The organism is Pseudomonas sp. P105 (assembly GCF_032614175.1).
GTDB lineage: Bacteria > Pseudomonadota > Gammaproteobacteria > Pseudomonadales > Pseudomonadaceae > Aquipseudomonas > Aquipseudomonas rhizophila.
Genome location: NZ_CP126693.1, coordinates 262,554 through 286,396, shown reverse-complemented (window position 1 = coordinate 286,396; position 23,843 = coordinate 262,554). Strand labels below are relative to the sequence as shown.

The 23,843-nt window shown below is 60.0% G+C and carries 24 protein-coding genes; 18 read left to right on the top strand and 6 right to left on the bottom strand.

Annotated features, from left to right (window positions below; genetic code table 11):
* Nucleotides 1–336: 336 nt before the first annotated feature.
* From QOM08_RS01205 to QOM08_RS01180, 6 genes are all read left to right on the top strand, one after another.
* On the top strand, nt 337–1,335 hold the full coding sequence (locus QOM08_RS01205) for a D-cysteine desulfhydrase (protein ID WP_107323094.1): 999 nt from the start codon (nt 337–339) through the stop codon (nt 1,333–1,335).
* Between the two features lie 302 nt (nt 1,336–1,637).
* Nucleotides 1,638–2,432, top strand: coding sequence for a cystine ABC transporter substrate-binding protein (tcyJ, locus tag QOM08_RS01200; RefSeq protein ID WP_047226834.1), 795 nt, complete (start codon nt 1,638–1,640; stop codon nt 2,430–2,432).
* On the top strand, nt 2,432–3,097 hold the full coding sequence (gene tcyL, locus QOM08_RS01195; protein ID WP_047226833.1) for a cystine ABC transporter permease: 666 nt from the start codon (nt 2,432–2,434) through the stop codon (nt 3,095–3,097). Before tcyJ ends, tcyL begins: the two co-directional genes overlap by 1 nt.
* A 3-nt stretch (nt 3,098–3,100) precedes the next feature.
* The gene (gene tcyN / locus QOM08_RS01190; RefSeq protein ID WP_139048804.1) at nt 3,101–3,862 is read left to right on the top strand and encodes an L-cystine ABC transporter ATP-binding protein TcyN; all 762 of its coding nucleotides are present in this window, start codon (nt 3,101–3,103) and stop codon (nt 3,860–3,862) included.
* Nucleotides 3,863–4,331: 469 nt separating this feature from the next.
* Nucleotides 4,332–5,102, top strand: a complete 771-nt coding sequence (locus tag QOM08_RS01185) for a hypothetical protein (RefSeq protein WP_139048803.1) — start codon at nt 4,332–4,334, stop codon at nt 5,100–5,102.
* Nucleotides 5,103–5,199: 97 nt separating this feature from the next.
* Nucleotides 5,200–5,829, top strand: coding sequence for a class I SAM-dependent methyltransferase (locus QOM08_RS01180; RefSeq protein ID WP_139048802.1), 630 nt, complete (start codon nt 5,200–5,202; stop codon nt 5,827–5,829).
* A gap of 166 nt (nt 5,830–5,995) precedes the next feature.
* Here QOM08_RS01180 and QOM08_RS01175 read toward each other — a convergent pair whose 3' ends face one another.
* Complete coding sequence (locus QOM08_RS01175) at nt 5,996–6,562, bottom strand: transporter substrate-binding domain-containing protein (protein WP_139048801.1); 567 nt, start codon at nt 6,560–6,562, stop codon at nt 5,996–5,998.
* Between the two features lie 133 nt (nt 6,563–6,695).
* Between QOM08_RS01175 and QOM08_RS01170 the strand changes: the two genes are divergently transcribed.
* Complete coding sequence (locus QOM08_RS01170; RefSeq protein WP_316912451.1) at nt 6,696–7,121, top strand: DUF4399 domain-containing protein; 426 nt, start codon at nt 6,696–6,698, stop codon at nt 7,119–7,121.
* 109 nt (nt 7,122–7,230) lie between these two features.
* Here QOM08_RS01170 and serA read toward each other — a convergent pair whose 3' ends face one another.
* Complete coding sequence (gene serA / locus QOM08_RS01165; protein ID WP_047226823.1) at nt 7,231–8,460, bottom strand: phosphoglycerate dehydrogenase; 1,230 nt, start codon at nt 8,458–8,460, stop codon at nt 7,231–7,233.
* 205 nt (nt 8,461–8,665) lie between these two features.
* Here serA and QOM08_RS01160 point away from each other — a divergent pair, with 205 nt between their 5' ends.
* The 4 genes from QOM08_RS01160 to QOM08_RS01145 all read left to right on the top strand — a co-directional run bounded on the left by QOM08_RS01160 (nt 8,666) and on the right by QOM08_RS01145 (nt 12,897).
* Entirely contained in the window at nt 8,666–10,060 is a 1,395-nt protein-coding gene (locus QOM08_RS01160; RefSeq protein ID WP_107323098.1) for an FAD-binding oxidoreductase, read from the top strand.
* Between the two features lie 41 nt (nt 10,061–10,101).
* Nucleotides 10,102–10,767, top strand: a complete 666-nt coding sequence (locus QOM08_RS01155) for a fumarylacetoacetate hydrolase family protein (RefSeq protein WP_047226821.1) — start codon at nt 10,102–10,104, stop codon at nt 10,765–10,767.
* A 164-nt stretch (nt 10,768–10,931) separates the two neighbouring features.
* Complete coding sequence (locus QOM08_RS01150; protein ID WP_139048800.1) at nt 10,932–11,864, top strand: SdiA-regulated domain-containing protein; 933 nt, start codon at nt 10,932–10,934, stop codon at nt 11,862–11,864.
* A gap of 118 nt (nt 11,865–11,982) precedes the next feature.
* On the top strand, nt 11,983–12,897 hold the full coding sequence (locus QOM08_RS01145; RefSeq protein WP_139048799.1) for an SdiA-regulated domain-containing protein: 915 nt from the start codon (nt 11,983–11,985) through the stop codon (nt 12,895–12,897).
* A gap of 143 nt (nt 12,898–13,040) precedes the next feature.
* Here QOM08_RS01145 and rpiA read toward each other — a convergent pair whose 3' ends face one another.
* Nucleotides 13,041–13,715 (bottom strand): ribose-5-phosphate isomerase RpiA, encoded by a 675-nt coding sequence (rpiA, locus tag QOM08_RS01140; protein ID WP_047226818.1) that lies wholly within the window; start codon nt 13,713–13,715, stop codon nt 13,041–13,043.
* Between the two features lie 137 nt (nt 13,716–13,852).
* Here rpiA and ilvA point away from each other — a divergent pair, with 137 nt between their 5' ends.
* Together ilvA and QOM08_RS01130 are read left to right on the top strand one after the other, a co-directional pair.
* A complete protein-coding gene (gene ilvA, locus QOM08_RS01135) occupies nt 13,853–15,367 on the top strand; it encodes a threonine ammonia-lyase, biosynthetic (protein ID WP_047226817.1) in 1,515 nt (504 codons plus the stop codon).
* Between the two features lie 42 nt (nt 15,368–15,409).
* Nucleotides 15,410–15,838 (top strand): DUF2269 family protein, encoded by a 429-nt coding sequence (locus QOM08_RS01130; protein WP_316912450.1) that lies wholly within the window; start codon nt 15,410–15,412, stop codon nt 15,836–15,838.
* Nucleotides 15,839–15,940: 102 nt separating this feature from the next.
* Here the strand turns inward: QOM08_RS01130 and QOM08_RS01125 are convergent, their stop codons facing one another.
* Entirely contained in the window at nt 15,941–16,597 is a 657-nt protein-coding gene (locus tag QOM08_RS01125; protein ID WP_316912449.1) for an HAD family hydrolase, read from the bottom strand.
* A gap of 143 nt (nt 16,598–16,740) precedes the next feature.
* Between QOM08_RS01125 and QOM08_RS01120 the strand changes: the two genes are divergently transcribed.
* Nucleotides 16,741–17,220, top strand: coding sequence for an RNA pyrophosphohydrolase (locus QOM08_RS01120; protein ID WP_003186867.1), 480 nt, complete (start codon nt 16,741–16,743; stop codon nt 17,218–17,220).
* Nucleotides 17,221–17,242: 22 nt separating this feature from the next.
* Nucleotides 17,243–19,522 carry a phosphoenolpyruvate--protein phosphotransferase gene (gene ptsP, locus QOM08_RS01115; protein WP_047226814.1) on the top strand — a complete coding sequence of 760 codons (2,280 nt, stop codon included), beginning with the start codon at nt 17,243–17,245 and terminating at the stop codon, nt 19,520–19,522.
* A gap of 132 nt (nt 19,523–19,654) precedes the next feature.
* Here the strand turns inward: ptsP and QOM08_RS01110 are convergent, their stop codons facing one another.
* On the bottom strand, nt 19,655–20,401 hold the full coding sequence (locus QOM08_RS01110) for an NRDE family protein (protein WP_188251751.1): 747 nt from the start codon (nt 20,399–20,401) through the stop codon (nt 19,655–19,657).
* 152 nt (nt 20,402–20,553) lie between these two features.
* Here QOM08_RS01110 and QOM08_RS01105 point away from each other — a divergent pair, with 152 nt between their 5' ends.
* From QOM08_RS01105 to QOM08_RS01095, 3 genes are all read left to right on the top strand, one after another.
* Nucleotides 20,554–21,336 carry a sulfite exporter TauE/SafE family protein gene (locus QOM08_RS01105; RefSeq protein ID WP_076383260.1) on the top strand — a complete coding sequence of 261 codons (783 nt, stop codon included), beginning with the start codon at nt 20,554–20,556 and terminating at the stop codon, nt 21,334–21,336.
* A gap of 68 nt (nt 21,337–21,404) precedes the next feature.
* The gene (gene lgt, locus QOM08_RS01100) at nt 21,405–22,214 is read left to right on the top strand and encodes a prolipoprotein diacylglyceryl transferase (RefSeq protein WP_076383259.1); all 810 of its coding nucleotides are present in this window, start codon (nt 21,405–21,407) and stop codon (nt 22,212–22,214) included.
* A 48-nt stretch (nt 22,215–22,262) separates the two neighbouring features.
* Entirely contained in the window at nt 22,263–23,234 is a 972-nt protein-coding gene (locus QOM08_RS01095; RefSeq protein ID WP_047226810.1) for a thymidylate synthase, read from the top strand.
* Nucleotides 23,235–23,369: 135 nt separating this feature from the next.
* Here QOM08_RS01095 and cadR read toward each other — a convergent pair whose 3' ends face one another.
* Complete coding sequence (cadR, locus tag QOM08_RS01090) at nt 23,370–23,816, bottom strand: Cd(II)/Pb(II)-responsive transcriptional regulator (RefSeq protein WP_076383258.1); 447 nt, start codon at nt 23,814–23,816, stop codon at nt 23,370–23,372.
* Nucleotides 23,817–23,843: the final 27 nt, after the last annotated feature.

The window sequence follows — 23,843 nt, the reverse complement described above, 5'->3', positions numbered from 1 at the left end:
TTAAACATGAATAGGTAGCTAAGGACTAATCGCACGGCTGGATGGCATGTTTCCTACGCTAGCCTACGGGAGGGTATGACGTTGCCTGGAGAGCATTCGTTCAGTGTTCAACAGACATAACACAGCCCCTGTGGGAGCGAGCCTGCTCGCGATCGCGGTGGTTCAGTGGGTACATCCATTCGCTGACACACCGCGATCGCGAGCAGGCTCGCTGCCACAGGTTTTCGCTGCTCATCTCTCATGCGTCCCCATTTACGCCCCGGCAAACGATTGGCGGTTGCCCATCAATATCGGCGTGCCTATAGTCCATGGATTTCCTGCAACCAGTACGACCCCATGATCAAACAACAGCTGGCGCGCTTTAACCGTCTCGACCTGCTCGGTCATCCAACTCCCCTGGAAAAACTCGACCGTCTTTCCTCCTGGCTCGGTCGCGATATCTATATCAAGCGCGATGACCTGACGCCTCTGGCGCTGGGCGGCAACAAGCTGCGCAAGCTCGAATACCTGGCCGCCGACGCCCTGGCTCAAGGTGCCGACACCCTCATCACCGCCGGGGCGATCCAGTCCAATCATGTGCGCCAGACTGCCGCGCTGGCGGCAAAGCTGGGCCTGGGCTGTGTGGCCCTGCTGGAAAACCCCATCGGCACCGAAGACAGCAACTACCTGAGCAACGGCAACCGGCTGCTGCTGGAGCTGTTCGACGCCAAGGTCGAATTGGTAGAAAACCTGGATAACGCCGACGAGCAGTTGCAAGCCCTCGCCGCACGCCTGCGCAGCAATGGGAAGAAGCCCTATCTGGTACCGATTGGCGGTTCAAACGCTCTGGGTGCGCTGGGGTATGTACGCGCCGGGCTTGAGCTGGCCGAGCAAATCAAGGACACCGGCCTGAATTTCGCTGCCGTGGTGCTGGCTTCGGGCAGCGCCGGGACGCACAGCGGCCTGACGCTGGCGCTCAGTGAAACGCTGGGGCAACTTCCCGTGATTGGCATAACGGTGTCTCGCAGCGAAGAAGACCAGCGCCCCAAGGTCCAGGGCTTGGCCGAACGCACCGCCCAGTTGCTCGATGTATCGCTTCCAGAGGCCTTCAAGGTGAACCTGTGGGACGAATACTTCGGCCCCCGCTACGGCGAACCCAATGCCGGTACGTTGGCGGCAGTCAAATTGCTGGCTGGCCTGGAGGGCCTGTTGCTGGACCCGGTCTACACCGGCAAGGCGATGGCCGGCCTGCTCGATGGGGTGGGTCGCGACCGCTTCGACGAGGGCCCGATCATCTTCCTGCATACCGGCGGCGCACCGGCGTTGTTTGCGTATAACGCGGCGTTCCAGGCGTAGTGAAGTTCTCGATGTGGGAGCGAGCCTGCTCGCGATAGCGCCGTGTCAGCCAAAACAATATTGACTGGTTATCGCGAGCAGGCTCGCTCCCACAGGGGACTTTTTTCATTCCATACTCGAATATTTGAATGATTTAATATTATTTTCCAATCTATAAACACCACCCTATAGTCTCGCCACAGGCGCATTTGCCGCGAGACGCCCAGGCTGCTTTAAGGCAGGATGTGGCAATCTTTTCGGATCGCGGCTACGCCTTATCTCAGCCAAAATAACCTCTTCATAAGAAAACACAGGGGCTTGTCATGAATTTTTCCGCATTACGTCGCAACCTGTTGGTGGGTTCGCTGGGCCTGGCATTGAGCGCCGGCCTGCTGGGCCAGGCCGTTGCCGGTGAGCAGCTGCAAAAGATCAAGGACGCGGGCGTGATCAACGTCGGCCTGGAAGGCACTTACCCACCGTTCAGTTTCGTGGACGCCGACGGCAAGCTGGCCGGTTTCGAAGTGGAGTTTTCCGAAGCCCTGGCCAAGGAGCTGGGCGTGAAGGTCAAACTGCAACCGACCAAATGGGACGGCATTCTCGCAGCGCTGGAATCCAAGCGCCTGGACGCGGTGATCAACCAGGTCACCATCTCCGAGGAGCGCAAGAAGAAGTATGACTTCTCCCAGCCCTACACTGTTTCCGGCATCCAGGCGCTGGTTCTGACCAAGAACAAAGACGCCATCAAGACCGCCGATGACCTGGCCGGCAAGAAAGTCGGCGTTGGCTTGGGCACCAACTATGAGCAATGGCTCAAGGAAAACCAGCCAAAGGCTATTATCCGCACCTACGACGATGACCCAACCAAATACCAGGACCTGCGTGTAGGCCGCATCGACGCCATTCTGGTAGACCGGCTGGCTGCTCTGGAGCTGACCGCCAAGGCCAAGGACACCGCTGTAGCCGGCGAGCCGTTCTCCCGCCAGGAAGCCGGTATCGCCCTGCGCAAAGGCGAGCCTGAGCTGCTGGACGCAATCAACAAGGCCATCGACAAACTGCGGGCCGACGGCACCCTGGCGAAAATTTCGCAGAAGTACTTCAACGCTGACGTCACCCAATAATGGAAGAGGCTTTTCAACTCGCGCTGGACTCCGCGCCCTTTTTGCTCAAGGGCGCGTATTACACGGTCATCCTCAGTTTGGGCGGCATGTTCTTCGGCTTGCTGCTGGGCTTCGGCCTGGCATTGATGCGCCTGTCGCGCTTCAAACTGGTGAGCTGGATCGCCCGCATCTACGTATCGTTTTTTCGCGGCACGCCGCTGCTGGTGCAGTTGTTCGTGATCTATTACGGGCTGCCCCAACTGGGCATCGAGCTGGATCCATTGCCGGCGGCGCTGATCGGCTTCTCGCTGAACATGGCGGCCTATGCGTGTGAAATCCTGCGAGCCGCCATCAGCTCCATCGAGCGCGGCCAGTGGGAAGCCGCGGCCAGTATCGGCATGACCCGCGCCCAGACCCTGCGCCGGGCCATCCTGCCGCAAGCGGCGCGAACGGCCTTGCCTCCTCTGGGCAACAGCTTCATTTCCCTGGTCAAGGACACCGCACTGGCGGCGACCATCCAGGTGCCGGAGCTGTTCCGTCAGGCGCAGTTGATCACTGCCCGTACTTTCGAAATCTTCACCATGTACCTTGCCGCCGCGCTGATCTACTGGATTCTGGCCAGCGTGCTGGCGCACCTGCAGAACGTCCTGGAAGCCCGGGTCAATCGGCATGACCAGGAGTCCTGACCCATGATTGTCGTGGAAAAACTGACAAAGCAGTTCAAGGGTCAAGTGGTGCTCAATGGCATCGACCTGAAGATCGAAGAAGGCGAAGTGGTGGCGATCATCGGCCCCAGCGGTTCGGGCAAGACCACCTTCCTGCGCTGCCTGAACTTCCTCGAAGAACCCAGCAGTGGCCGGATCAAGGTCGGCGACATCGAAATCGATGGCAGTCGCCCGCTGAACCAGCAACAGAACCTGGTGCGTCGTTTGCGCCAGCAAGTGGGTTTTGTGTTCCAGAACTTCAATCTGTTCCCCCATCGCACCGCGCTGGAGAACGTCATCGAAGGCCCACTGGTGGTGAAGAAGATCCCCCGTGCCGACGCTGAGGTTTTAGGCCGTAAACTGCTGGCCAAGGTCGGGCTGGCGGGCAAGGAGGACGCCTACCCGCGGCGTCTTTCCGGTGGCCAGCAACAGCGCGTGGCAATTGCCAGGGCGCTGGCGATGGAACCCGAGGTGATTCTGTTCGACGAACCAACGTCGGCCCTGGACCCGGAGCTGGTGGGCGAGGTGCTGGCGACGATTCGTGGCCTGGCCGAAGAAAAGCGCACCATGGTCATTGTGACTCACGAAATGGGCTTCGCCCGGGACGTAGCGAACCGCGTGGTGTTTTTCGACAAAGGTGTGATCGTCGAGCAAGGCGAAGCCAAGACCTTGTTTGCAGCCCCCCGGGAGGAACGCACTCGACAGTTCCTCAGCAAGTTCCTCTCGGCCGGACACGGCAACCAGTAAGTTATTGATATTGTCCCCACTTCCAGGGATGGAAGTGGAACAATTAACAGCCCAGCGTCACAAACTGAAACTTCCAGTTGACTTAACACAGCCACCCCGCTGACGTGCGGTATATACATATCTCCGGCAACACTTCTCTTTGGGCTACGCTATTTATCCGGTTTCCTGCCGCCCCTCCCTTCCAAACCAATGAACCTGAGGAAAATGGCGCACAACGCAACGTTTTCTTAACTTGAATGCGTAGGACATTTCTGAAGCCTTATACATTTAATTATTAAGCAAGTTCCTCTATTGACACTGAAACTGCTGAACCCTTATCTAGTGACCCCACAGGCGATGCGAACTATTTTAGTTCTGCGCGATGAACCGCAGACAGGGTCCATGCTGCGCAATAAAAATATATCGCGATGATTAAGCGCTTTTGATCTTCCCGAAACGGACTTCGTTTTAAAGCATCAAGGAGAACACCATGACATGTACGTCGAATATTCCTGAACTGGCTGCGCCTACCCTGGTCAACGCTCTGCGTACCCGCATCAACATCACCAGCGCTGCGCACCTGCAAGTGGCAATTGCCCCTTACCCCGGCATGGACGCGGGCGATCTGATCGAGCTGTTCTGGGACAACTGCTACGTCGGCTCCCGTCTGTTGTCACAGGCCGACGTGCAAACTAGCGTTACGTTGCGAGTACCCGAGAGCTTCGTTGTAAACGGGACCTCGCGCATCCATTACCGCGTGATGCAAGTGGGGCGCGGCCCGGCGCTGTCAGCAACGCAACGGGTGCAGGTCAAGCTCGATTGTCCGGGTGGCCAACCGTCGGCCCTGAGCGGTGATGAAAACCAAGGCCTGGCGCCAGTGCGGATTCCTGATGCCATTCGCCGCAAAGGCGTGAACCCGAGTCAGGTCAAACGCGGTGTACCACTGACCATAGAGCCCTATCTGAACATGGCTGCTGACGATGCGATTACCTTGCGCTGGGGCGACGTGCGCATGGACCTGCCCCGCATCAAGCCCTGCGAGGTTGGCCAGCCGATCAACATCTGGGTACCGCCGCAGATCATTCTGGAGGCGGGAGAAGACCTGCGCCTGGAAGTGACCTACTGCATCCTCGACCGCGCGGGCAACAACTCCCACTGGGCGCCGCCGCGAACGTTGAAGATCGGTTGCGCCAACCCCTACCTGAGCACTTTACCGAAAGAGGCGCTCATGGCCGCCGAACCGGGCTGCAAGAATCCTTGACTGATGGTGGGGAGCGAGCCTGGTCATGATTGGCAGCGAAGCGGCCAAGCCGCTTGCGGTATAGTCTGACCAAGCTCCCTAACCCAAGCCAACGACCATGAAACACACCCCCGAAGACCTGCACGCCATCACCGCCACAACCCTGGGCCATTACAACGCCGTGGCGGAAAGCTTTCGCGAAGGCACTCGCGATCATGACGTCAGCCAGAATATCGACGCGTTGCTGCGGCATATCCAGGGTCAGGCGCCCTTCCACGTCCTGGATTTCGGCTGCGGCCCCGGGCGGGACTTGCGGACATTCACCGATAGGGGCCATGTCGCGGTCGGCCTCGACGGTTCGGAGGAGTTTGCCCGAATGGCGCGCCAGGACAGCGGCTGCGAAGTCTGGCAACAGGATTTCTTGAACCTCGACCTGCCAGGCGAACGCTTCGATGGCATCTTCGCCAACGCCGTGCTGTTTCATATCCCTGTCCAGGAATTGCCTCGGGTGCTCAAGCAATTGCACGCCACCCTCAAGCCCGGCGGCGTGCTGTTCAGTTCCAACCCCCGGGGCGAAAACCAGGAAGGCTGGAACGGCCAGCGCTTTGGCGCCTACCACGACCTTGCGGCCTGGCGCACCTTGCTCACAGAAGCGGGCTTTGTAGAGCTTGAGCATTACTACCGACCGGCTGGGCTGCCGCGAGAGCAGCAGCCTTGGTTGGCGAGTGTCTGGCGTAGACCTGCTTAGGATTTGAGGGCGCCATCGCGAGCAAGCTCGCTCCCACACGGGTCAACTGCGAACATAAATGGGCGAACCATCAATGATCCAAATGTGGGAGCGAGCCTGCTCGCGATGACGGCGGATCAGCAACATTGATGCGACTGACACACCGCCGTCGCCCACCGCCCCATTGTTACTCCTGCTTGACCAACCACTTCTGTGACAACTGCTCAAGCCGCCCGTCGTCCTTGATACGCGCCAAAGCGTTGTCCAGGCTGGCCTTGAACGCCGGATTGCCCTTCTGGAATGGAATCACCAGGCTCGGCGGCGGGCCGCTCTTTTCTTCCGGCTGGAACGACTGTGCCATGACCATCGGGCGTTGCGAGTCGTCCTTGCGCGCCAACAGTTGCGCATCCGGTTGGCTATAAGCGGTGCTTGTGTCGAAACGTTCGGCCAGTTCCGGGGTCATTGCTATGTGGTTGATGGCGACATCGTATTTGCCGCTTTCCACACCGGCCAGCAGATCGCTGGCATCGGTGACCACAAAGTCGGCGCGAACATCGAGCTCGCCGGCCAGCATATGACCCAGTTCCACTTCGAAGCCGGTGAGCTTGCCGTCTTCCTTGAAGTTGAAAGGGCTGGTGTTGGCTTCCAGAGCGATGCGCAATTCGCCACGGTCGTTGATGTCGTCGATCAGTTCGGCATGGGCCAGAGGGCTCAAGAGGGGTAGCAGGCAGATCAGCCCAGGCAGAAAACGCATGGTCACTCCTTTGTATTGTTACAAGCGACGCTCGTTTCAGGTTCGCTTTGCTATGGTTGTTGCAGGCTTCGACAACGAATGGTCATGAAGTTGTCATGACCACGCGGATTTCATGGAAAAACTGGAGAAAAAAATGAAAAGCTTTATGTCACGTGCCGCCTTGGCCGGCCTGTTGCTGGGGGCTTCGATGCTGGCATCCGCCGCAACCCCTGCTCCCCAGGGTGCAGAGGTATTCATCGTTTCCCCGGAAGACGGTGCCACCGTTGGCCAGGAGTTCAAGGTCAAGTTCGGCGTCAAGAACATCGCGCTGGCCCCGGCGGGTGATGAAACCAAAAATACCGGGCACCATCATTTGCTGATTGATATCGACAAACTGCCTGCCGCGGGCGCGCCGATTCCCACCGATGCCAACCACATGCATTTCGGCAAGGCGCAAACCGAGGCTACGATCAAACTGGCACCGGGCAAGCACACCTTGCAGCTGATCCTGGGCGACAGCGGCCATATGCCGTTCGATCCGACGATCGTGTCCAAGAAGATCACGGTAAACGTGAAATAAACCGGCACAGGTCGACACAACACAAAACCCTCCCACAGGTTATGTGTTCGACAGAAAAAAACGGGAGCCCCCTGCGAGGCTCCCGTTTTTTATTGCAAGCCTGATCTGCTTAGAACAACACCCGGCTACGAATAGTGCCGTTGATGTGCTGCAGTTTCTCTTGCGCCAGATCGGAGTATTCGGCATCGACGTCGATCACGACGTAGCCGACTTTCTCGTTGGTCTGCAGGAACTGACCGGAAATGTTGATGCCGTTTTCGGCGAAGACCTTGTTGATCTCGCTCATCACACCCGGGATGTTCTCGTGGATGTGCAACAGGCGGTGCTTGCCAGGGTGAGCCGGCAGGGCCACTTCCGGGAAGTTCACGGACGATACCGAAGTACCGTTGTCGCTGTACTTGACCAGCTTTTCCGCCACTTCCAGGCCGATGTTGGCCTGGGCTTCGGCAGTAGAACCGCCGATGTGCGGGGTCAGGATCACGTTGTCCAGGCCGCGCAGCGGGCTTTCGAAGATATCGTCGTTGGAGCGCGGCTCCACCGGGAATACGTCGATGGCGGCGCCGATCAGGTGTTTGTCCTTGATCGCTTCGGCCAGGGCGTCGAGCTTGACCACGGTGCCACGAGCGGCGTTGATCAGGATCCCGCCTTTCTTGATGGCACGGATTTCCTTCTCGCCGATCATCCACTGGGTGGCGGCGGTTTCCGGAACGTGCAGCGTCACGATGTCGGACATGCCCAACAGCTCGTGCAGGTCGTTGACCTGGGTGGCATTGCCCAGCGGCAACTTGGTCACGGTGTCGTAGAAAAACACCTGCATGCCAAGGCCTTCAGCCAGCACCGACAACTGCGTGCCGATCGAGCCGTAACCGACGATACCCAGCTTCTTGCCACGGATTTCGAAGGAGTTGGCCGCGCTCTTGATCCAGCCGCCACGGTGGCAGGAAGCGTTCTTCTCGGGAATGCCGCGCAGCAGCAGGATCGCTTCGGCCAGCACCAGTTCAGCAACGGAACGGGTGTTGGAGTATGGCGCGTTGAACACCGCGATACCGCGCTCGCGCGCCGCATTGAGGTCCACCTGATTGGTGCCGATGCAGAAGCAGCCGACCGCCACCAGTTTCTTGGCGTGGTCGAAGATCTCTTCGGTCAATTGGGTACGGGAGCGAATACCGATGAAGTGAGCATCGGCGATCTTTTCCTTGAGCTGGGCTTCCGGCAGAGAACTGGTGATGTACTCGATGCTGGTGTAGCCCGCCGACTTGAGGACGTCGACAGCCGATTGGTGGACGCCTTCGAGAAGAAGGAACTTGATCTTGCTCTTATCGAGAGAAGTCTTGCTCATCTGCGTAAACCTGTGTCCCGGAGAAAAATGGCAGGGAATCGGACAGCGCATGCTGGTCCGACCGGCATGACAGCCGTCGCCGCAGAACAGCCAATGGGCACTACGCTGCGGGGTCGGTATGCTAGCATACGCACCCCGCTAAACACTCATTCCTGCGACGTGAAGCGTTCTCAGGATGACCATGAATTGTTCGAGAGTTCTGTCGATGACCAATCCTGCCGTGATAGATGAGCTGAAGACCCTGGTTGAGCCTGGCAAAGTCTTGACCGATGCCGACTCCCTGAACGCTTATGGCAAGGATTGGACCAAGCACTTCGCCCCGGCGCCGAGCGCCATCGTCTTCCCCAAGACCACCGAACAGGTTCAGGCCATTGTGCGCTGGGCCAATGAGCACAAGGTCGCGCTGGTGCCATCGGGCGGGCGAACCGGGCTTTCCGCTGCGGCCGTGGCGGCCAACGGCGAAGTGGTCGTGTCATTCGACTACATGAACCAGATTCTCGACGTGAACCTCACCGATCGCACAGCCGTCTGCCAGCCAGGTGTGGTCACTGAACAACTGCAGAACAAGGCTGAAGAGCACGGTCTGTACTACCCGGTGGACTTCGCCTCGGCCGGTTCCAGTCAGATTGGCGGCAACATCGGCACCAATGCCGGCGGAATCAAGGTCATTCGTTACGGCATGACCCGCAACTGGGTAGCCGGCATGAAAGTCGTCACCGGTAAAGGTGACCTGCTGGAACTGAACAAGGACCTGATCAAGAACGCCACTGGCTACGATCTGCGGCAGTTGTTCATCGGCGCCGAAGGCACCCTCGGGTTCGTGGTCGAAGCCACCATGCGCCTGGACCGGGCTCCGAAGAACCTCACCGCCATGGTCCTGGGCACCGCCGATTTTGATTCGATCATGCCCGTACTGCATGCCTTCCAGGGCAAGCTGGACCTGACGGCGTTCGAATTCTTCTCCGACAAGGCCCTGGCCAAGGTCCTGGATCGGGGCGACGTACCGGCGCCATTCGAAACCGAGTGCCCCTTCTACGCCCTGCTGGAGTTCGAAGCCACCACCGAAGAAGTCGCCAACCACGCCCTAGAAACGTTCGAACACTGTGTCGAACAGGGCTGGGTGCTCGATGGGGTGATGAGCCAAAGCGAAACCCAACTGCAAAACCTGTGGAAGTTGCGCGAGTACATCTCGGAAACCATCTCCCACTGGACACCGTACAAGAACGACATCTCGGTCACCGTTTCGAAAGTCCCGGGCTTCTTGCGCGACATCGACACTATCGTCGGCCAACATTACCCGGATTTCGAGATCGTCTGGTTTGGCCACATCGGCGACGGCAACTTGCACTTGAACATCCTCAAGCCAGAGAACCTGAGCAAGGACGAATTCTTCGCCAAGTGCGCGACCGTGAACAAATGGGTCTTTGAAACCGTCGAGAAATACAACGGCTCGATCTCCGCCGAACACGGCGTAGGCATGACCAAACGCGATTACCTGACCTACAGTCGCTCGCCGGTAGAAATTGAATACATGAAGGCCGTCAAGGCAGTGTTCGACCCGAACGGCATCATGAACCCGGGCAAGATTTTCGCGGTTTAATGCAAAAAATACCTGATGAATCCCAGAAGCAGGAGTCGGTAATGAGCTATCAGCACCAGTATGTCGACGGTACCCGTATTCATTTCCCGGTGGGAAAAATCGTGTGCATTGGCCGCAACTACGCCGAACACGCCAAGGAACTGGATAACCCGGTACCTACCGAACCCCTGCTGTTCATCAAGCCCGGCAGCTGCGCGGTGCCGCTGGAAGGCGGTTTCAGCATCCCCGCCGACCGTGGTGCGGTGCACTACGAAGCTGAAATTGCCGTGCTGATCGGCAAGCCACTGTCGACCCGGCCCAGTGCCGAGGAAGTGCTGGATGCCATCTCCGGCTTCGCCCCGGCCCTGGATCTGACCCTGCGGGACAAGCAAGCCGAGCTCAAGGCCAAGGGCTTGCCCTGGGAAGTCGCCAAATCCTTCGACGGTGCGGCGGTGCTGGCACCTTTCGTGTCCAGCGGCACCTTTGCCGACCTGACCGACATCCCGGTTCGCCTGACCATCAACGGTGAAGTGCGCCAGGACGGCAACAGCAGCCTGATGCTCAACCCCATCGTGCCGATGATCCAATACATGGCTGGCTGCTTCTCATTGCAGGCCGGCGACGTGATCCTCACTGGCACTCCGGCGGGCGTAGGACCGTTGAACGTCGGGGATGAACTGGTACTGGAATTGCCAGGCGCGAGCCGTTTCGAAAGCAGCGTTCGTTAACCGCAAGGCGCTGTCCCGCGTGGACGCGAGCCGGCTCGTGTCCACATGGATGGACGGCTCTCGCCATTTACCATTTTTTTCACATGCCATCCGGATAATTCCAGGGAATACGGCGTCTGAGCCATTCATTTCCCTAACCCGAATACCTGGAACGCATCCCCCTGATGGCCACTCCTCTAGCTCGGCCCTCCTCCAGCCCCGTCCGGCGCGCTCGCTTCTCGCTGCCCTGGTCCGCCTGGTCGCTGTTAGCAGCCGGGGCCTTTTACTGGCTGGCGTATGCCATGCACTGGGATGACCGGGGCCTGCTGTGGGCATCGGAACGTCTCGAGAGCCCCGCCCAGCGCCAGGAAAGCATCTGGCTGCCGGACTACCACGCGGTGATTGATGCCAAGGTCCTGCCAGGAATGGAAGAGGATGAAGCGTCCGACCTGACCTATAACCCACAGACCAAAACCCTGTTCGCGATCATGGGTAAGCATCCGTTTCTGGTGGAACTCACCCTGCAGGGTGACGTGCTGCGCAAAATGCCGTTGGTGGGCTGGAGCAATCCTGAAGGCGTGGCCTACATGGAGAATGGCCTGATGGCTATTACCGATGAACGAAAACACACGCTGTCGATCATCCAGGTCGATGCCGATACTCGCGAACTGAACAGCACGGATTTCCCCCACTACGATCTCGGCCCGTCCAAGAACCAGAACAAGGGCTTCGAAGGCGTCGCCTGGGATCCACGCAACCAGCAATTGGCCTTGGGTGAAGAGCGTCCGCCAGCGTTGTTCACCTGGAAAAGCGACGGCAGCCAACTGCTCAAGGGCGACAAACAGATCCATGCCAGCGACGAGCTGGACCTGCGCAACCTGTCGGCGCTGGCGATCGATCCTCGCACGGGGCACTCGCTGCTGCTGTCGGCCGACTCCCATCTCTTGCTGGAGCTGGACGATGCAGGGGAACAGGTCAGCTTCATGACCTTGCTGGGCGGTTTCAACGGTATCAAGGATACGATCCCCCGTGCCGAAGGCGTCGCCCTCGATGAGGCTGGCAACCTGTACATGGTCAGCGAGCCGAACCTGTTCTATCGTTTCGAAAAACAACGCTGATAGCGCAACTCTGTAAGGTAATTTATCCTTCGCCGTAGGGTGTGGCATCCGGCCATTAAGCTTCAGTTCAGGCAGCCGTGGTATTTCCAACCACCTGTTCTCATCCGAGCCCACCCACATGCGTCGACTTGCCCGCCCGAAGCCCTTGATCCTGCTGCTGATAATGATCGTACTGATCGCTTTGATCGCAGCAGCTCAATACCTGCGCCTGTTCGAGCGCGCGTGGTTCAACTTCAACACCCTCTGGCAGCCTCCCAGCGAGCAGGCCATTGCCCTGGACCAGTATCGGGTTACGGTCGAGGCGCAGGTGATCGAAGGCCTGGACAATGACGTTTCGGCGCTGACGTACGATCCAATCCGCAAGAGCCTCTTTACCGTTACCAACAAGAATGCCGAACTGATCGAGCTGTCATTGGACGGCAAGATCCTTAGGCGCATCGCCCTGATTGGCTTCGGCGACCCGGAGGCGGTGGAGTTCATCAGCCAGGACATTTACGTCATCACCGACGAGCGTCAGCAGCGGCTGATCAAGATTCACTTGGACGACGATACCCAATTCCTCGACGCCGCCGACGCAGAGCAAATGACGCTTGGCCTGCACCTGAACGGTAACAAAGGGTTCGAAGGGTTGGCCTACGACTCAGTGGGCAAACGGTTGTTCGTGGCCAAGGAGCGCGATCCGATGCTGATTTATGAAGTGCGGGGCTTTCCCCATCACAAACCGGACAAATCCTACGCTGTCCATGTAATCAACAACCCCAAGCGCGATGCCGGACTGTTCGTACGCGATCTTTCTAGCCTGCAATACGACGAGCGCAGCGGCCATTTACTGGCGCTGTCCGATGAGTCGCGATTGATTATCGAGCTGGACATCGACGGCCGCCCGTTGAGCACGCTGTCGTTGAGCAAGGGCCGTCAAGGGCTGCAAAAAACCGTCCCTCAGGCCGAGGGCGTTGCCATGGACGATGATGGCAACTTGTATGTGGTGAGCGAACCGAACCTGTTCTACGTCTTCAAGAAACCGCAGCCTTGATCCCCAAAAAACCTGATGTGGGAGCGAGCCTGCTCGCGATGGCGGTGCGTCAGCCAACATGGATGTGTCGGGTAGACCGCTATCGCGAGCAGGCTCGCTCCCACAGGGGCTGAATCACTGAAAGAGCAGGTTATCTGGCCGGATTACTCAGCCCGCAGGGTCTTCACCCCTTCAGGCGTCCCCAGCAACAACACATCCGCCGGGCGAGCCGCGAACAAACCATTGGTGACCACACCGACGATGGCGTTGATCTGGCTTTCCAGTTCCACCGGGTTGGTGATCTGCAGGTTATGGACATCCAGGATGATGTTGCCGTTATCGGTCAGCACGCCTTCGCGGTACACCGGGTCACCGCCCAGTTTCACCAGTTGGCGGGCCACATGGCTGCGGGCCATCGGGATGACTTCCACCGGCAGCGGGAACGCGCCGAGGACTGGCACCAGTTTGCTGGCGTCGGCGATGCAGATGAAGGTCTTGGCCACGGCCGCGACAATCTTCTCGCGGGTCAGGGCCGCGCCGCCGCCCTTGATCAGGTTCAGGTGCGCGTCGCTTTCATCGGCGCCGTCGATATAGAACTCCAGGTCGCTCACGGTATTGAGCTCATAGACCGGAATCCCGTGGCCCTTCAGGCGCGCGGCGGTGGCTTCGGAGCTGGCGACCGCGCCGTCGAACGCACCTTTGTGCTGCGCCAGTGCGTCGATGAAGCAATTGGCCGTCGAGCCGGTGCCGACCCCAACGATGCTCTTGTCATCCAGTTTCGGGAGGATGAGGTCGACAGCGGCCTGGGCCACGGCCTGTTTGAGTTGATCCTGGGTCATGCGGGCTCCGAAAGCGGACGGGGAGTAAAGAGGGACGCGAGTATAACCCAACAAAACCTTGGGATTCGTGTGGTCGCCCAGCCAAAAGCCGGGTTAGACTCCTTGGCCCTGCCCAACCCGCTCAGTGATGCTTTCCGATGCTTGAACAGTACGTCAAAAAGATCCTCACCTCGCGCGTTTACGACGTTGCCGTGGAAACCCCATTGCAGACTGCCCGCCAGCTCTCCGAGCGGCTGGGCAACAACATCTGGCTCAAGCGCGAAGACTTGCAGCCAGTGTTCTCGTTCAAGATTCGCGGCGCCTACAACAAGCTGACCCAGCTCAGCGACGAAGAGCGCGCACGCGGCGTGGTCACGGCTTCGGCGGGCAACCACGCCCAGGGCCTGGCCCTGGCGGCCAAGGTGCTGGGCGTCAAAGCCACCATCGTGATGCCCAAGACCACTCCGGAAATCAAAGTCGAAGGCGTACGTTCCCGAGGCGGCAAAGTGGTGTTGCACGGCGATTCGTTCCCCGAAGCCCTGGCCTATTCGCTGAAACTGGTCGACGAAAAGGGCTACGTCTACATTCACCCCTATGACGATCCCCACACCATTGCCGGGCAGGGCACGGTGGCGATGGAGATCCTGCGCCAACATCCGGGGCGTCTGGATGCGATTTTCGTCCCGGTGGGCGGCGGCGGGCTGATCGCCGGGATCGCGGCCTACGTGAAATACCTGCGGCCTGACATCAAAGTGATCGGCGTCGAGCCGGACGATTCCAATTGCCTGCAAGCCGCCCTGGCTGCTGGCGAGCGAGTGGTGCTGCCGACCGTGGGGCTCTTTGCCGACGGCGTTGCCGTGGCGCAGATCGGCCAGCACACGTTCGACATCTGCAAGCACTACGTGGATGAAGTCATCACCGTCAGTACCGACGAGATCTGTGCGGCCATCAAGGATATCTACGACGATACCCGCTCGATCACCGAACCTGCCGGCGCCTTGGGCGTGGCCGGGATCAAGAAGTATGTCGAATCGCGCGGCGTCAGCGGGCAGACCCTGGTGGCCATCGACTCCGGCGCCAACGTCAATTTCGACCGTCTGCGTCACGTGGCCGAGCGTGCCGAACTGGGCGAAGGCCGCGAGGCGATCATCGCAGTGACCATTCCCGAGAAGCCAGGCAGCTTCAAGGCCTTCTGCGAAGCCGTCGGCAAGCGCCAGATCACCGAATTCAACTATCGCTACAACACGGGCAGCGAAGCGCACATCTTCGTGGGCGTGCAGACGCACCCGGAAAACGACCCGCGCAGCGCGCTGATCGCCAGCCTGACCGAGCAAGGCTTCCCGGTGGTGGACCTGACCGACAACGAACTGGCCAAACTGCACATTCGCCACATGGTGGGCGGGCATGCGGCCCACGTCATCGACGAGGTCGTGCTGCGCTTCGAATTCCCGGAACGTCCGGGGGCGCTGTTCAACTTCCTCAACAAGCTGGGCGGACGCTGGAATATCTCGATGTTCCACTACCGCAACCATGGTGCGGCAGATGGTCGTGTGGTTGCGGGACTGCAGGTACCGCACGATGAACGTCATCTGGTACCGGCAGCCCTGGAAGAAATCGGCTATCCGTACTGGGATGAAAGCGATAACCCAGCGTATCAGCTGTTCCTGGGCTAAAGCAGAGCTAGACTGCCCGGCAAGACTCAAGGAAATCCAACGATGGAAACGTTAACCGCGCTGAAAATCGCTCATGTCGTCGCCACAGTATTGCTCTTGGCGGGTGCCCTGGGGCTGGCCATCTGGGTCTGGAGGACGCGCCGCAACGGCGATGCCACGGCGGCCGCGCGCACATTGCAACGCCCGCGGGTGTTTGTCTGGCTGGCGATGGCCCTGGCGCTGGTGAGCTTGCCATTCACGGGGTGGTGGATGGTGCATCAGATCGGCTGGCCGCTGGGGCAGACCTGGTTGCTGGCTTCCAGTGTGCTCTACACCGTGGCGGCGCTGGCGGGGTTCTGGCTGTTGGTGCGGTTGAACAAACTGCGCAAGGCGCCGGCGGCGGGCGCTGGGAAGTTTACGTTTGCCTTGGCGCTGTTCAGCGTTGTCTGTTTTATTGCCATTGCGGGGTTGATGGGGGCCAAGCCGGTTTAAGGCGTTAGACCGCGTCGACCCTATCGCGAGCAGGCTCGCTCCCACAGGGGTTTGTGAACGACGCACATCCGTGTGGGAGCGAGCCTGCTCGCGATGAAGATATCAGCCGCGCAACGAAATCACCGGCCAACCACGCTTCTGGGCTTCGGCCCTGAGGTTCGGGTCCGGATCCACGGCCACCGGATGGGTCACCACTTCCAGCAGTGACAGGTCATTCATCGAGTCGCTATAAAAGTAACTGCCGTCCAGCGAATACCCGGTTTCCTCCAGCCAACGATTGAGCCGCACCACCTTGCCCTCACGAAAACACGGAATGTCGGTACTGCGCCCGCTGTAGCGCCCGTCGATCATTTCGCACTCGGTGGCGATCAGGGTCTCGACTCCCAAGCGCTCGGCGATCGGTGCGGTGACGAAGCGATTGGTAGCGGTGATGATCACCAGCTTGTCACCGGCCTCACGGTGTTTACTCAACAGCTCGATCGCCTGGGGCAACACAATCGGTTCGATGCAGTCGCGCATGTAGTCCAGATGCCACTGTGCCAGCACCTCCATCTCCGTGCGGCCAAGGATTTCCAGGCAAAAATTCAGGTACTCGGCGTTGTCGAGCTTGCCGGCCAGGTAATCCTGATAGAACTCGTCATTGCGCGCCTTGTACGTAACGGCGTCGAGGAAACCGCGCTCACACAGGTAATCGCCCCAGGCGTGGTCACTGTCGCCGCCCAGCAAGGTGTTGTCCAAGTCGAATAAAGCCAGCCGCATTGCAGTTACTCGCTGAAGAATCTGAAGAAAGGCGTCCAGAATACGGACTTTTCACAAGAGTGCACATAAGGTAGGAAGGCTCGTTGCTGCTTTCACAACCTTTGTGGAACAATGCGGCGACATGCGTTTGCGAGGTTGTTGCCGTGATCGATCCCGATGGTTTCCGACCCAATGTGGGGATCATTCTTACGAATGATGCAGGGCAGGTGCTATGGGCTCGCCGTATCAATCAAGACGCCTGGCAGTTTCCCCAGGGTGGGATCAACCCTCAGGAGACGCCCGAAGAGGCCTTGTACCGCGAGTTGAACGAAGAAGTGGGGCTTGAGCGAGAAGATGTCGAAATACTCGCCTGCACCCGGGGCTGGTTGCGCTATCGTTTGCCGCAACGCCTGGTCAGAACGCATAGCCAACCGCTGTGCATCGGCCAGAAGCAGAAATGGTTTCTCCTGCGCCTGATCTCCAACGAGCAGCGGGTGCGGATGGATTTGACCGGTAAACCGGAGTTCGATGGCTGGCGCTGGGTCAGCTATTGGTATCCGTTGGGCCAGGTGGTGACATTCAAGCGCGAGGTATACCGACGCGCCCTCAAAGAGCTTGCCCCGCGCCTGCTGACGCGCGACTGACGACGGAGTTCGACCCCGAGCCATGCTCAATACGCTGCGCAAGATCGTCCAGGAAGTTAACTCCGCCAAGGATCTCAAGGCGGCGTTGGGGATTATTGTATTGCGCGTCAAAGAGGCCATGGGCAGCCAAGTCTGCTCGGTCTATCTGCTGGACCCCGAGACCAACCGTTTTGTGCTGATGGCCACCGAGGGCTTGAACAAGCGCTCGATCGGCAAGGTCAGCATGGCGCCCAATGAAGGTCTGGTCGGCCTGGTCGGCACGCGCGAAGAACCGCTGAACCTCGAAAATGCCGCGGATCACCCGCGCTATCGTTATTTTGCCGAGACCGGCGAAGAACGCTACGCCTCGTTCCTCGGGGCGCCGATCATCCACCACCGCCGTGTCGTCGGCGTGTTGGTCATCCAGCAGAAGGAGCGTCGCCAGTTCGACGAAGGTGAAGAAGCCTTCCTCGTGACCATGAGCGCGCAATTGGCCGGGGTTATCGCCCACGCCGAAGCCACCGGGTCGATCAGCGGCCTGGGCCGCCAGGGCAAGGGCATCCAGGAAGCCAAGTTCGTCGGCGTGCCAGGTTCACCCGGCGCGGCAGTGGGTACGGCGGTGGTCATGTTGCCACCCGCCGACCTCGACGTAGTGCCGGACAAGACCATCGTCGACATCCCCGCCGAACTGGGCCTGTTCAAGACAGCCATCGAGGGCGTGCGGGCCGACATGCGCGCCCTGTCGGCGAAACTGGCGACGCAGCTGCGCCCCGAAGAGCGCGCGCTGTTCGACGTTTACCTGATGATGCTCGACGACGCCTCCCTGGGCAGCGAGGTGACCACGGTCATCAAGACCGGTCAGTGGGCCCAGGGCGCGTTGCGCCAGGTGGTGACCGACCACGTCAACCGTTTCGAACTGATGGACGACGCCTACCTGCGCGAGCGCGCCTCCGACGTCAAGGACCTCGGCCGCCGGCTGCTGGCCTACTTGCAACAGGAACGCCAGCAGACCCTGGTCTATCCCGATAACACCATTCTGATCAGCGAAGAACTGACCCCGGCCATGCTCGGCGAGGTGCCTGAAGGCAAGCTCGCGGGGCTGGTCTCGGTATTGGGTTCGGGCAACTCCCACGTCGCGATCCTGGCCCGCGCCATGGGCATTCCGACGGTCATGGGCGTGGTGGACCTGCCGTATTCAAAGGTCGACGGCATCCAGATGATCGTCGATGGCTACCACGGCGAGGTCTACACCAACCCCACCGAATTGCTGCGCAAGCAGTTTGCCGATGTGGTGGAGGAAGAAAAGCAACTGTCCCTGGGCCTGGATGCGCTGCGGGACCTGCCTTGCGTGACGCTCGACGGCCACCGCATGCCGCTGTGGGTCAACACCGGCCTGCTGGCCGACGTGGCCCGGGCGCAGAAACGCGGCGCCGAGGGTGTGGGCCTGTACCGCACCGAAGTGCCCTTCATGATCAACCAGCGCTTCCCCAGCGAAAAGGAACAGCTGGCGATCTATCGCGAACAGTTGGCCGCTTTCCATCCGCAACCGGTGACCATGCGCAGCCTGGACATCGGCGGGGACAAATCCCTGTCCTACTTCCCCATCAAGGAAGACAACCCCTTCCTTGGCTGGCGCGGGATACGCGTGACGCTCGACCATCCGGAAATCTTCCTGGTCCAGGCCCGCGCCATGCTCAAGGCCAGCGAGGGTCTGAACAACCTGCGCATCCTGTTGCCGATGATTTCCGGCACCCATGAGCTGGAAGAAGCCTTGCACCTGATCCACCGGGCGTGGGGCGAAGTGCGCGATGAAGGCACCGACGTGCCGATGCCGCCGGTGGGGGTGATGATCGAGATTCCGGCGGCGGTTTACCAGACCAAGGAACTGGCGCGCCAGGTTGACTTCCTGTCGGTCGGCTCCAACGACCTGACCCAGTATTTGCTGGCCGTGGACCGCAACAACCCGCGGGTCGCCGACCTGTACGACTATCTGCATCCGGCGGTGCTGCAAGCCCTGCAGAATGTGGTCCGCGACGCCCATGCCGAAGGCAAGCCGGTGAGTATCTGCGGCGAAATGGCCGGGGACCCGGCGGCGGCGGTGCTGCTGATGGCGATGGGCTTTGACAGCCTGTCGATGAACGCCACCAACCTGCCGAAAGTGAAATGGATGCTGCGTCAGATCAACCTCAGCAAGGCCCAGGAACTGCTGGCCGAAGTGATGACGATCGATAATCCGCAGGTAATCCACAGCTCCTTGCAACTGGCGCTGAAGAACCTTGGGTTGGCGCGGATGATCAATCCGGCGTCGAACAAGACGCTCTGAATCTTTAGCGACCTCATCGCGAGCAGGCTCGCTCCCACAGGGGATCTCGGTTGTTCACAACGTTTGTGTTTACTGAAGATCTACTGTGGGAGCGAGCCTGCTCGCGATGGGGCCAGAAATGACAGCACAAAATCAAACCTTAAACTCCACCTCCCCCAAATGCCCCCCAAGCGGCCCATAACTGCGCTCGACCAGATGCCGCGTCCCATCGGCATGGACAATCAGCGCCGTACTCGCTCGCGTCCCGTAAGCAGGGCTGGCGATGAACACACTCGACAACAGTGTCTCGGTCGCCAGCCCTACGCCGGTGTCCGGCAGTTCGGCTACCGGGGCCGGCTGCGGGTCGTTCAGCAGCGCCAACAGGGCCTGGGGCTGCGGATCGTCCAGTACCTCGACCAACGCCGCCCGGGCCTTGAGCAGCTTGGGCCATGGCGTGTTTAGCCCGGCGTTCGACAAACCGTAGACACCCTCGGCCAGTCGCTGTGGCCGGGCATCGCGGGCATTGTGGTGCCACAGTTCGGTGCCATCGCCCAACAGCAAGTTGAACCCGCCGTACTCACCGGCACGGGGCACCACTTCGCTCAAATAATCGGCAATTGAAAGATTTCCGCTCAAAAATCGCGCCACCAGTTCACCACGGGACTTGAAGCCGGGCGGCTGGGCCGGGTCGCGAATGTTGGTCAGGGCAGCGAAACGGCCATCGGCGCCGACGCCAAGCCAGGTCCCTCCGGCTTCCAGATCGCGACCGGCATGGACATCAGGGGCGTCAGGCCATTGCCCCAGGGGCAAGGTCGGGCGCGCGTAGAACTCATCGCGGTTGGCCGCCACGATCAGCGGCCGGGCGTGGCCGGGGCGCCAGGCAAATACGATCAGGCACATCAGATAGTCCCCTTAAAAATAAAGCCGAGCACAGCTGTTGTGGGTTTCACTCTACCCAGACATCGCCCCGGCATCCATCGCCTTGAGTGGAGCCCAAGGCCATGGATCCGTTACCATGCCGCTCTTGTTTCTAGGATGGGCGAGGGACGCTGGTGGAATTTGTGCTCTATCTGCTGCTCGGCGCCTGTGCCGGCGTGCTGGCCGGACTGTTCGGCGTGGGTGGCGGGATCATCATCGTCCCGGTGCTGGTATTCAGTTTTACCTTGCAGGGCTTCGACCCACTGGTGTTGACGCACCTGGCGGTCGGCACGTCCCTGGCATCGATCATCTTCACTTCGGTCAATGCCGTGCGCGAGCATCAGCGCAAAGGCGCGGTGCGCTGGCCGATTTTTGCCTGGATGACCGTTGGAATCCTGATCGGTGCCGGTTTCGGAGCCGTCACTGCCGAAGCGATTTCCGGTCCGAACCTGCAAAAAATCATCGGCGTGTTCGCCCTAATTGTCGCCGTACAACTGGGCCTGGACTTGAGGCCCAAGGCCAGCCGCACAGTTCCGGGCAAGGTCGGGTTGACCGTGGCGGGGACGGTGATCGGCTGGGCCTCGGCGATTTTCGGCATCGGCGGCGGCTCGCTGACCGTGCCGTTCCTGACCTGGCGCAGCGTGCCGATGCAACAGGCGGTGGCGACGTCATCGGCCTGCGGTTTGCCGATTGCCCTGGTCAGTGCATTAAGTTTCATGATTCTGGGCTGGCAAGATCCGCGGCTGCCGGCTCATAGTCTCGGTTTTGTTTATTTGCCGGCGCTACTGGGCATTGCCCTGACGAGCATGGTCTTCGCCCGCTTCGGCGCGCGACTGGCCCATCGCCTGTCACCGCGCTTGCTCAAACGGCTGTTCGCCGCTTTGCTGTTCAGCGTGGGCTTGAGTTTTCTGCTCTGACGCAATCCTGGCTTAATCCCGAGGTGGCAGCGTCGCCCGGATATTTTTGACGTTTACGAGGAATATCAATGCTGCCTTACCCGCAGATCGATCCGGTGGCCCTGGCCATCGGCCCGCTGAAAATCCACTGGTACGGCCTGATGTACCTGATCGGCATCGGCGGCGCCTGGTTGCTGGCGTCGCGCCGGCTCAACCGCTTCGATCCGACCTGGAACAAGGAAAAGCTCTCGGACCTGGTGTTCTGGCTATCCATGGGCGTGATCGTTGGCGGACGCCTGGGTTACGTCTTGTTCTACGACCTGAGCGCGTACCTGGCCAATCCGACGCTGATCTTCGAAGTCTGGAAGGGCGGCATGTCGTTCCATGGTGGGTTCATCGGCGTGATGCTGGCAGCGCTGTGGTTCGGTAAACGCAACAACAAGTCGTTTTTCGAGTTGATGGACTTCGTCGCGCCAATGGTGCCGATTGGCCTGGGGGCCGGGCGCATCGGCAACTTCATCAACGCCGAATTGTGGGGCAAGGCCACCGACGTGCCATGGGCGATGGTCTTCCCGCCGTTCAGCGACCCGGCGCAGCTGCCCCGTCATCCTTCGCAGCTGTACCAGTTCGCGCTCGAAGGCGTGGCACTGTTTGCCATCCTGTGGCTGTTCTCGCGCAAGCCACGGCCGACCATGGCCGTGTCGGGCATGTTCGCGCTGTTCTACGGGATCTTCCGTTTCATCGTTGAATTCGTCCGCGTACCAGACGCCCAACTCGGCTATCTGGCGTGGAACTGGCTGACCATGGGCCAGTTGCTATGCCTGCCAATGATCATTGGTGGCCTGGCGCTGATCTGGCTGGCCTATCATCGTGCGCCGGCTGCGGCGGCCAAGATTTAAATTCGAACCCCGGGGCGCTGGCCCCGGGTTCAAGGACACAGGTAACCCATGAAGCAATATCTCGATCTGGTGGCCCACGTCATCAAGAACGGCACCAAGCAAGCCAACCGCACGGGTGTAAACACCATCAGCTTTCCCGGCGCCATGTTGCGCTATGACCTGAAGGACGGATTCCCGGCCATCACCACGCGCAAAATGGCCTTCAAGTCAGCCATCGGTGAGATGTGCGGTTTCCTCCGTGGGGTCAACAACGCCGCCGAATTCCGTGCCCTGGGCTGCAAGGTCTGGGATCAGAACGCCAACGAAAACGCCCAATGGCTGGCCAACCCGTTTCGCCAGGGCGAAGACGACCTGGGTGAGATCTATGGTGTGCAATGGCGCAAGTGGCCAGCCTACAAGCAGATCCCGTTGAGCAACCCGGCCGCCATCGAGCAAACCCTGGCCCAGGGCTACCGACAAATCGCCGAGGGCGAAGAAAACGGCCAGGCCTACGTGGTGCTTTACAAAGCCATCGACCAGGTGCGCCAGTGCGTCGACACCATCATCAAGGACCCGGGCAGCCGGCGGATCCTGTTCCACGGCTGGAACTGCGCCCAGCTCGATGAAATGGCCCTGCCGCCGTGCCATTTGCTCTACCAGTTCCACCCGAATGTCGAGACCAAGGAAATCTCCCTGACCCTCTACATCCGTTCCAACGACCTGGGCCTGGGCACGCCGTTCAACCTCACCGAAGGCGCCGCGCTGCTGAGCCTGATCGGTCGCCTGACCGGCTACACGCCACGCTGGTTCACCTATTTCATCGGCGACGCCCACGTCTACGAAAACCACCTGGACATGCTCAACGAACAGCTCAAGCGCGAGCCGTTCCCGATGCCCAAACTGGTGATTTCCGAGCGCGTGCCGGAGTTCGCCAAGACCGGTGTGTACCAGCCTGAGTGGCTGGAACTGGTGGAACCGAGCGACTTCTCCCTCGAGGGCTACCAGCACCACGCGCCGATGACGGCGCCGATGGCGGTCTAAGCCACGCCACCTCTCCCCCTGTGGGAGCGAGCTTGCTCGCGATAGCGTCTTCACATGCGAAATCCATGTGACTGACACTGCGCTATCGCGAGCAGGCTCGCTCCCACATTGGATCTTCATATGTTCAAAATCGGCTCAATGCCCATGACTCCTGCCCACATGTGAATGCTCCACCTCCGGCGCCACCGCGCCACTCACTTCCAGGCGCTGCAAAATCCCGCATTGATCCAGGTCCGGCCCTTCGCCACAACGATGGCGCAGGTCGATCAGTTGTGTCTGCAAGGCCAGCAGACCGTCGATGCGCGCCTTGACGTGGTGGATGTGTTCGTCGATCAGCGCGTTGACGTTTTCGCACTGGTCCTGAGGGCTGTCGCGCAGGGCCAGGAGGCTGCGGATTTCTTCCAGGGTCATGTCCAGGGTGCGGCAGTTGCGGATGAACGTCAGCCGCTCGGCATGAGCCTGGGTGTAGACCCGATAATTACCATCGCTGCGGGCCGGCTCCGGCAGCAAGCCTTCGCGCTCGTAGTAGCGAATGGTTTCGACCTGGCAGTCGGTGATTTTTGCCAGTTCGCCGATCTTCATGGCGTTACCTCCAAAACAGGTGCTTGA

Coding starts and splice junctions, on each gene's coding strand:
- QOM08_RS01155 (WP_047226821.1), top strand. CDS start 10,102: ATGAGCTATCAGCACCAGTATGTCGACGGTACCCGTATTCATTTCCCG.
- tcyN (WP_139048804.1), top strand. CDS start 3,101: ATGATTGTCGTGGAAAAACTGACAAAGCAGTTCAAGGGTCAAGTGGTG.
- QOM08_RS01175 (WP_139048801.1), bottom strand. CDS start 6,562: ATGCGTTTTCTGCCTGGGCTGATCTGCCTGCTACCCCTCTTGAGCCCT.
- ilvA (WP_047226817.1), top strand. CDS start 13,853: ATGCTTGAACAGTACGTCAAAAAGATCCTCACCTCGCGCGTTTACGAC.
- rpiA (WP_047226818.1), bottom strand. CDS start 13,715: ATGACCCAGGATCAACTCAAACAGGCCGTGGCCCAGGCCGCTGTCGAC.
- QOM08_RS01170 (WP_316912451.1), top strand. CDS start 6,696: ATGAAAAGCTTTATGTCACGTGCCGCCTTGGCCGGCCTGTTGCTGGGG.
- QOM08_RS01160 (WP_107323098.1), top strand. CDS start 8,666: ATGACCAATCCTGCCGTGATAGATGAGCTGAAGACCCTGGTTGAGCCT.
- QOM08_RS01130 (WP_316912450.1), top strand. CDS start 15,410: ATGGAAACGTTAACCGCGCTGAAAATCGCTCATGTCGTCGCCACAGTA.
- QOM08_RS01150 (WP_139048800.1), top strand. CDS start 10,932: ATGGCCACTCCTCTAGCTCGGCCCTCCTCCAGCCCCGTCCGGCGCGCT.
- lgt (WP_076383259.1), top strand. CDS start 21,405: ATGCTGCCTTACCCGCAGATCGATCCGGTGGCCCTGGCCATCGGCCCG.
- ptsP (WP_047226814.1), top strand. CDS start 17,243: ATGCTCAATACGCTGCGCAAGATCGTCCAGGAAGTTAACTCCGCCAAG.
- QOM08_RS01125 (WP_316912449.1), bottom strand. CDS start 16,597: ATGCGGCTGGCTTTATTCGACTTGGACAACACCTTGCTGGGCGGCGAC.
- QOM08_RS01205 (WP_107323094.1), top strand. CDS start 337: ATGATCAAACAACAGCTGGCGCGCTTTAACCGTCTCGACCTGCTCGGT.
- QOM08_RS01095 (WP_047226810.1), top strand. CDS start 22,263: ATGAAGCAATATCTCGATCTGGTGGCCCACGTCATCAAGAACGGCACC.
- QOM08_RS01180 (WP_139048802.1), top strand. CDS start 5,200: ATGAAACACACCCCCGAAGACCTGCACGCCATCACCGCCACAACCCTG.
- serA (WP_047226823.1), bottom strand. CDS start 8,460: ATGAGCAAGACTTCTCTCGATAAGAGCAAGATCAAGTTCCTTCTTCTC.
- QOM08_RS01145 (WP_139048799.1), top strand. CDS start 11,983: ATGCGTCGACTTGCCCGCCCGAAGCCCTTGATCCTGCTGCTGATAATG.
- QOM08_RS01110 (WP_188251751.1), bottom strand. CDS start 20,401: ATGTGCCTGATCGTATTTGCCTGGCGCCCCGGCCACGCCCGGCCGCTG.
- cadR (WP_076383258.1), bottom strand. CDS start 23,816: ATGAAGATCGGCGAACTGGCAAAAATCACCGACTGCCAGGTCGAAACC.
- tcyL (WP_047226833.1), top strand. CDS start 2,432: ATGGAAGAGGCTTTTCAACTCGCGCTGGACTCCGCGCCCTTTTTGCTC.
- tcyJ (WP_047226834.1), top strand. CDS start 1,638: ATGAATTTTTCCGCATTACGTCGCAACCTGTTGGTGGGTTCGCTGGGC.
- QOM08_RS01185 (WP_139048803.1), top strand. CDS start 4,332: ATGACATGTACGTCGAATATTCCTGAACTGGCTGCGCCTACCCTGGTC.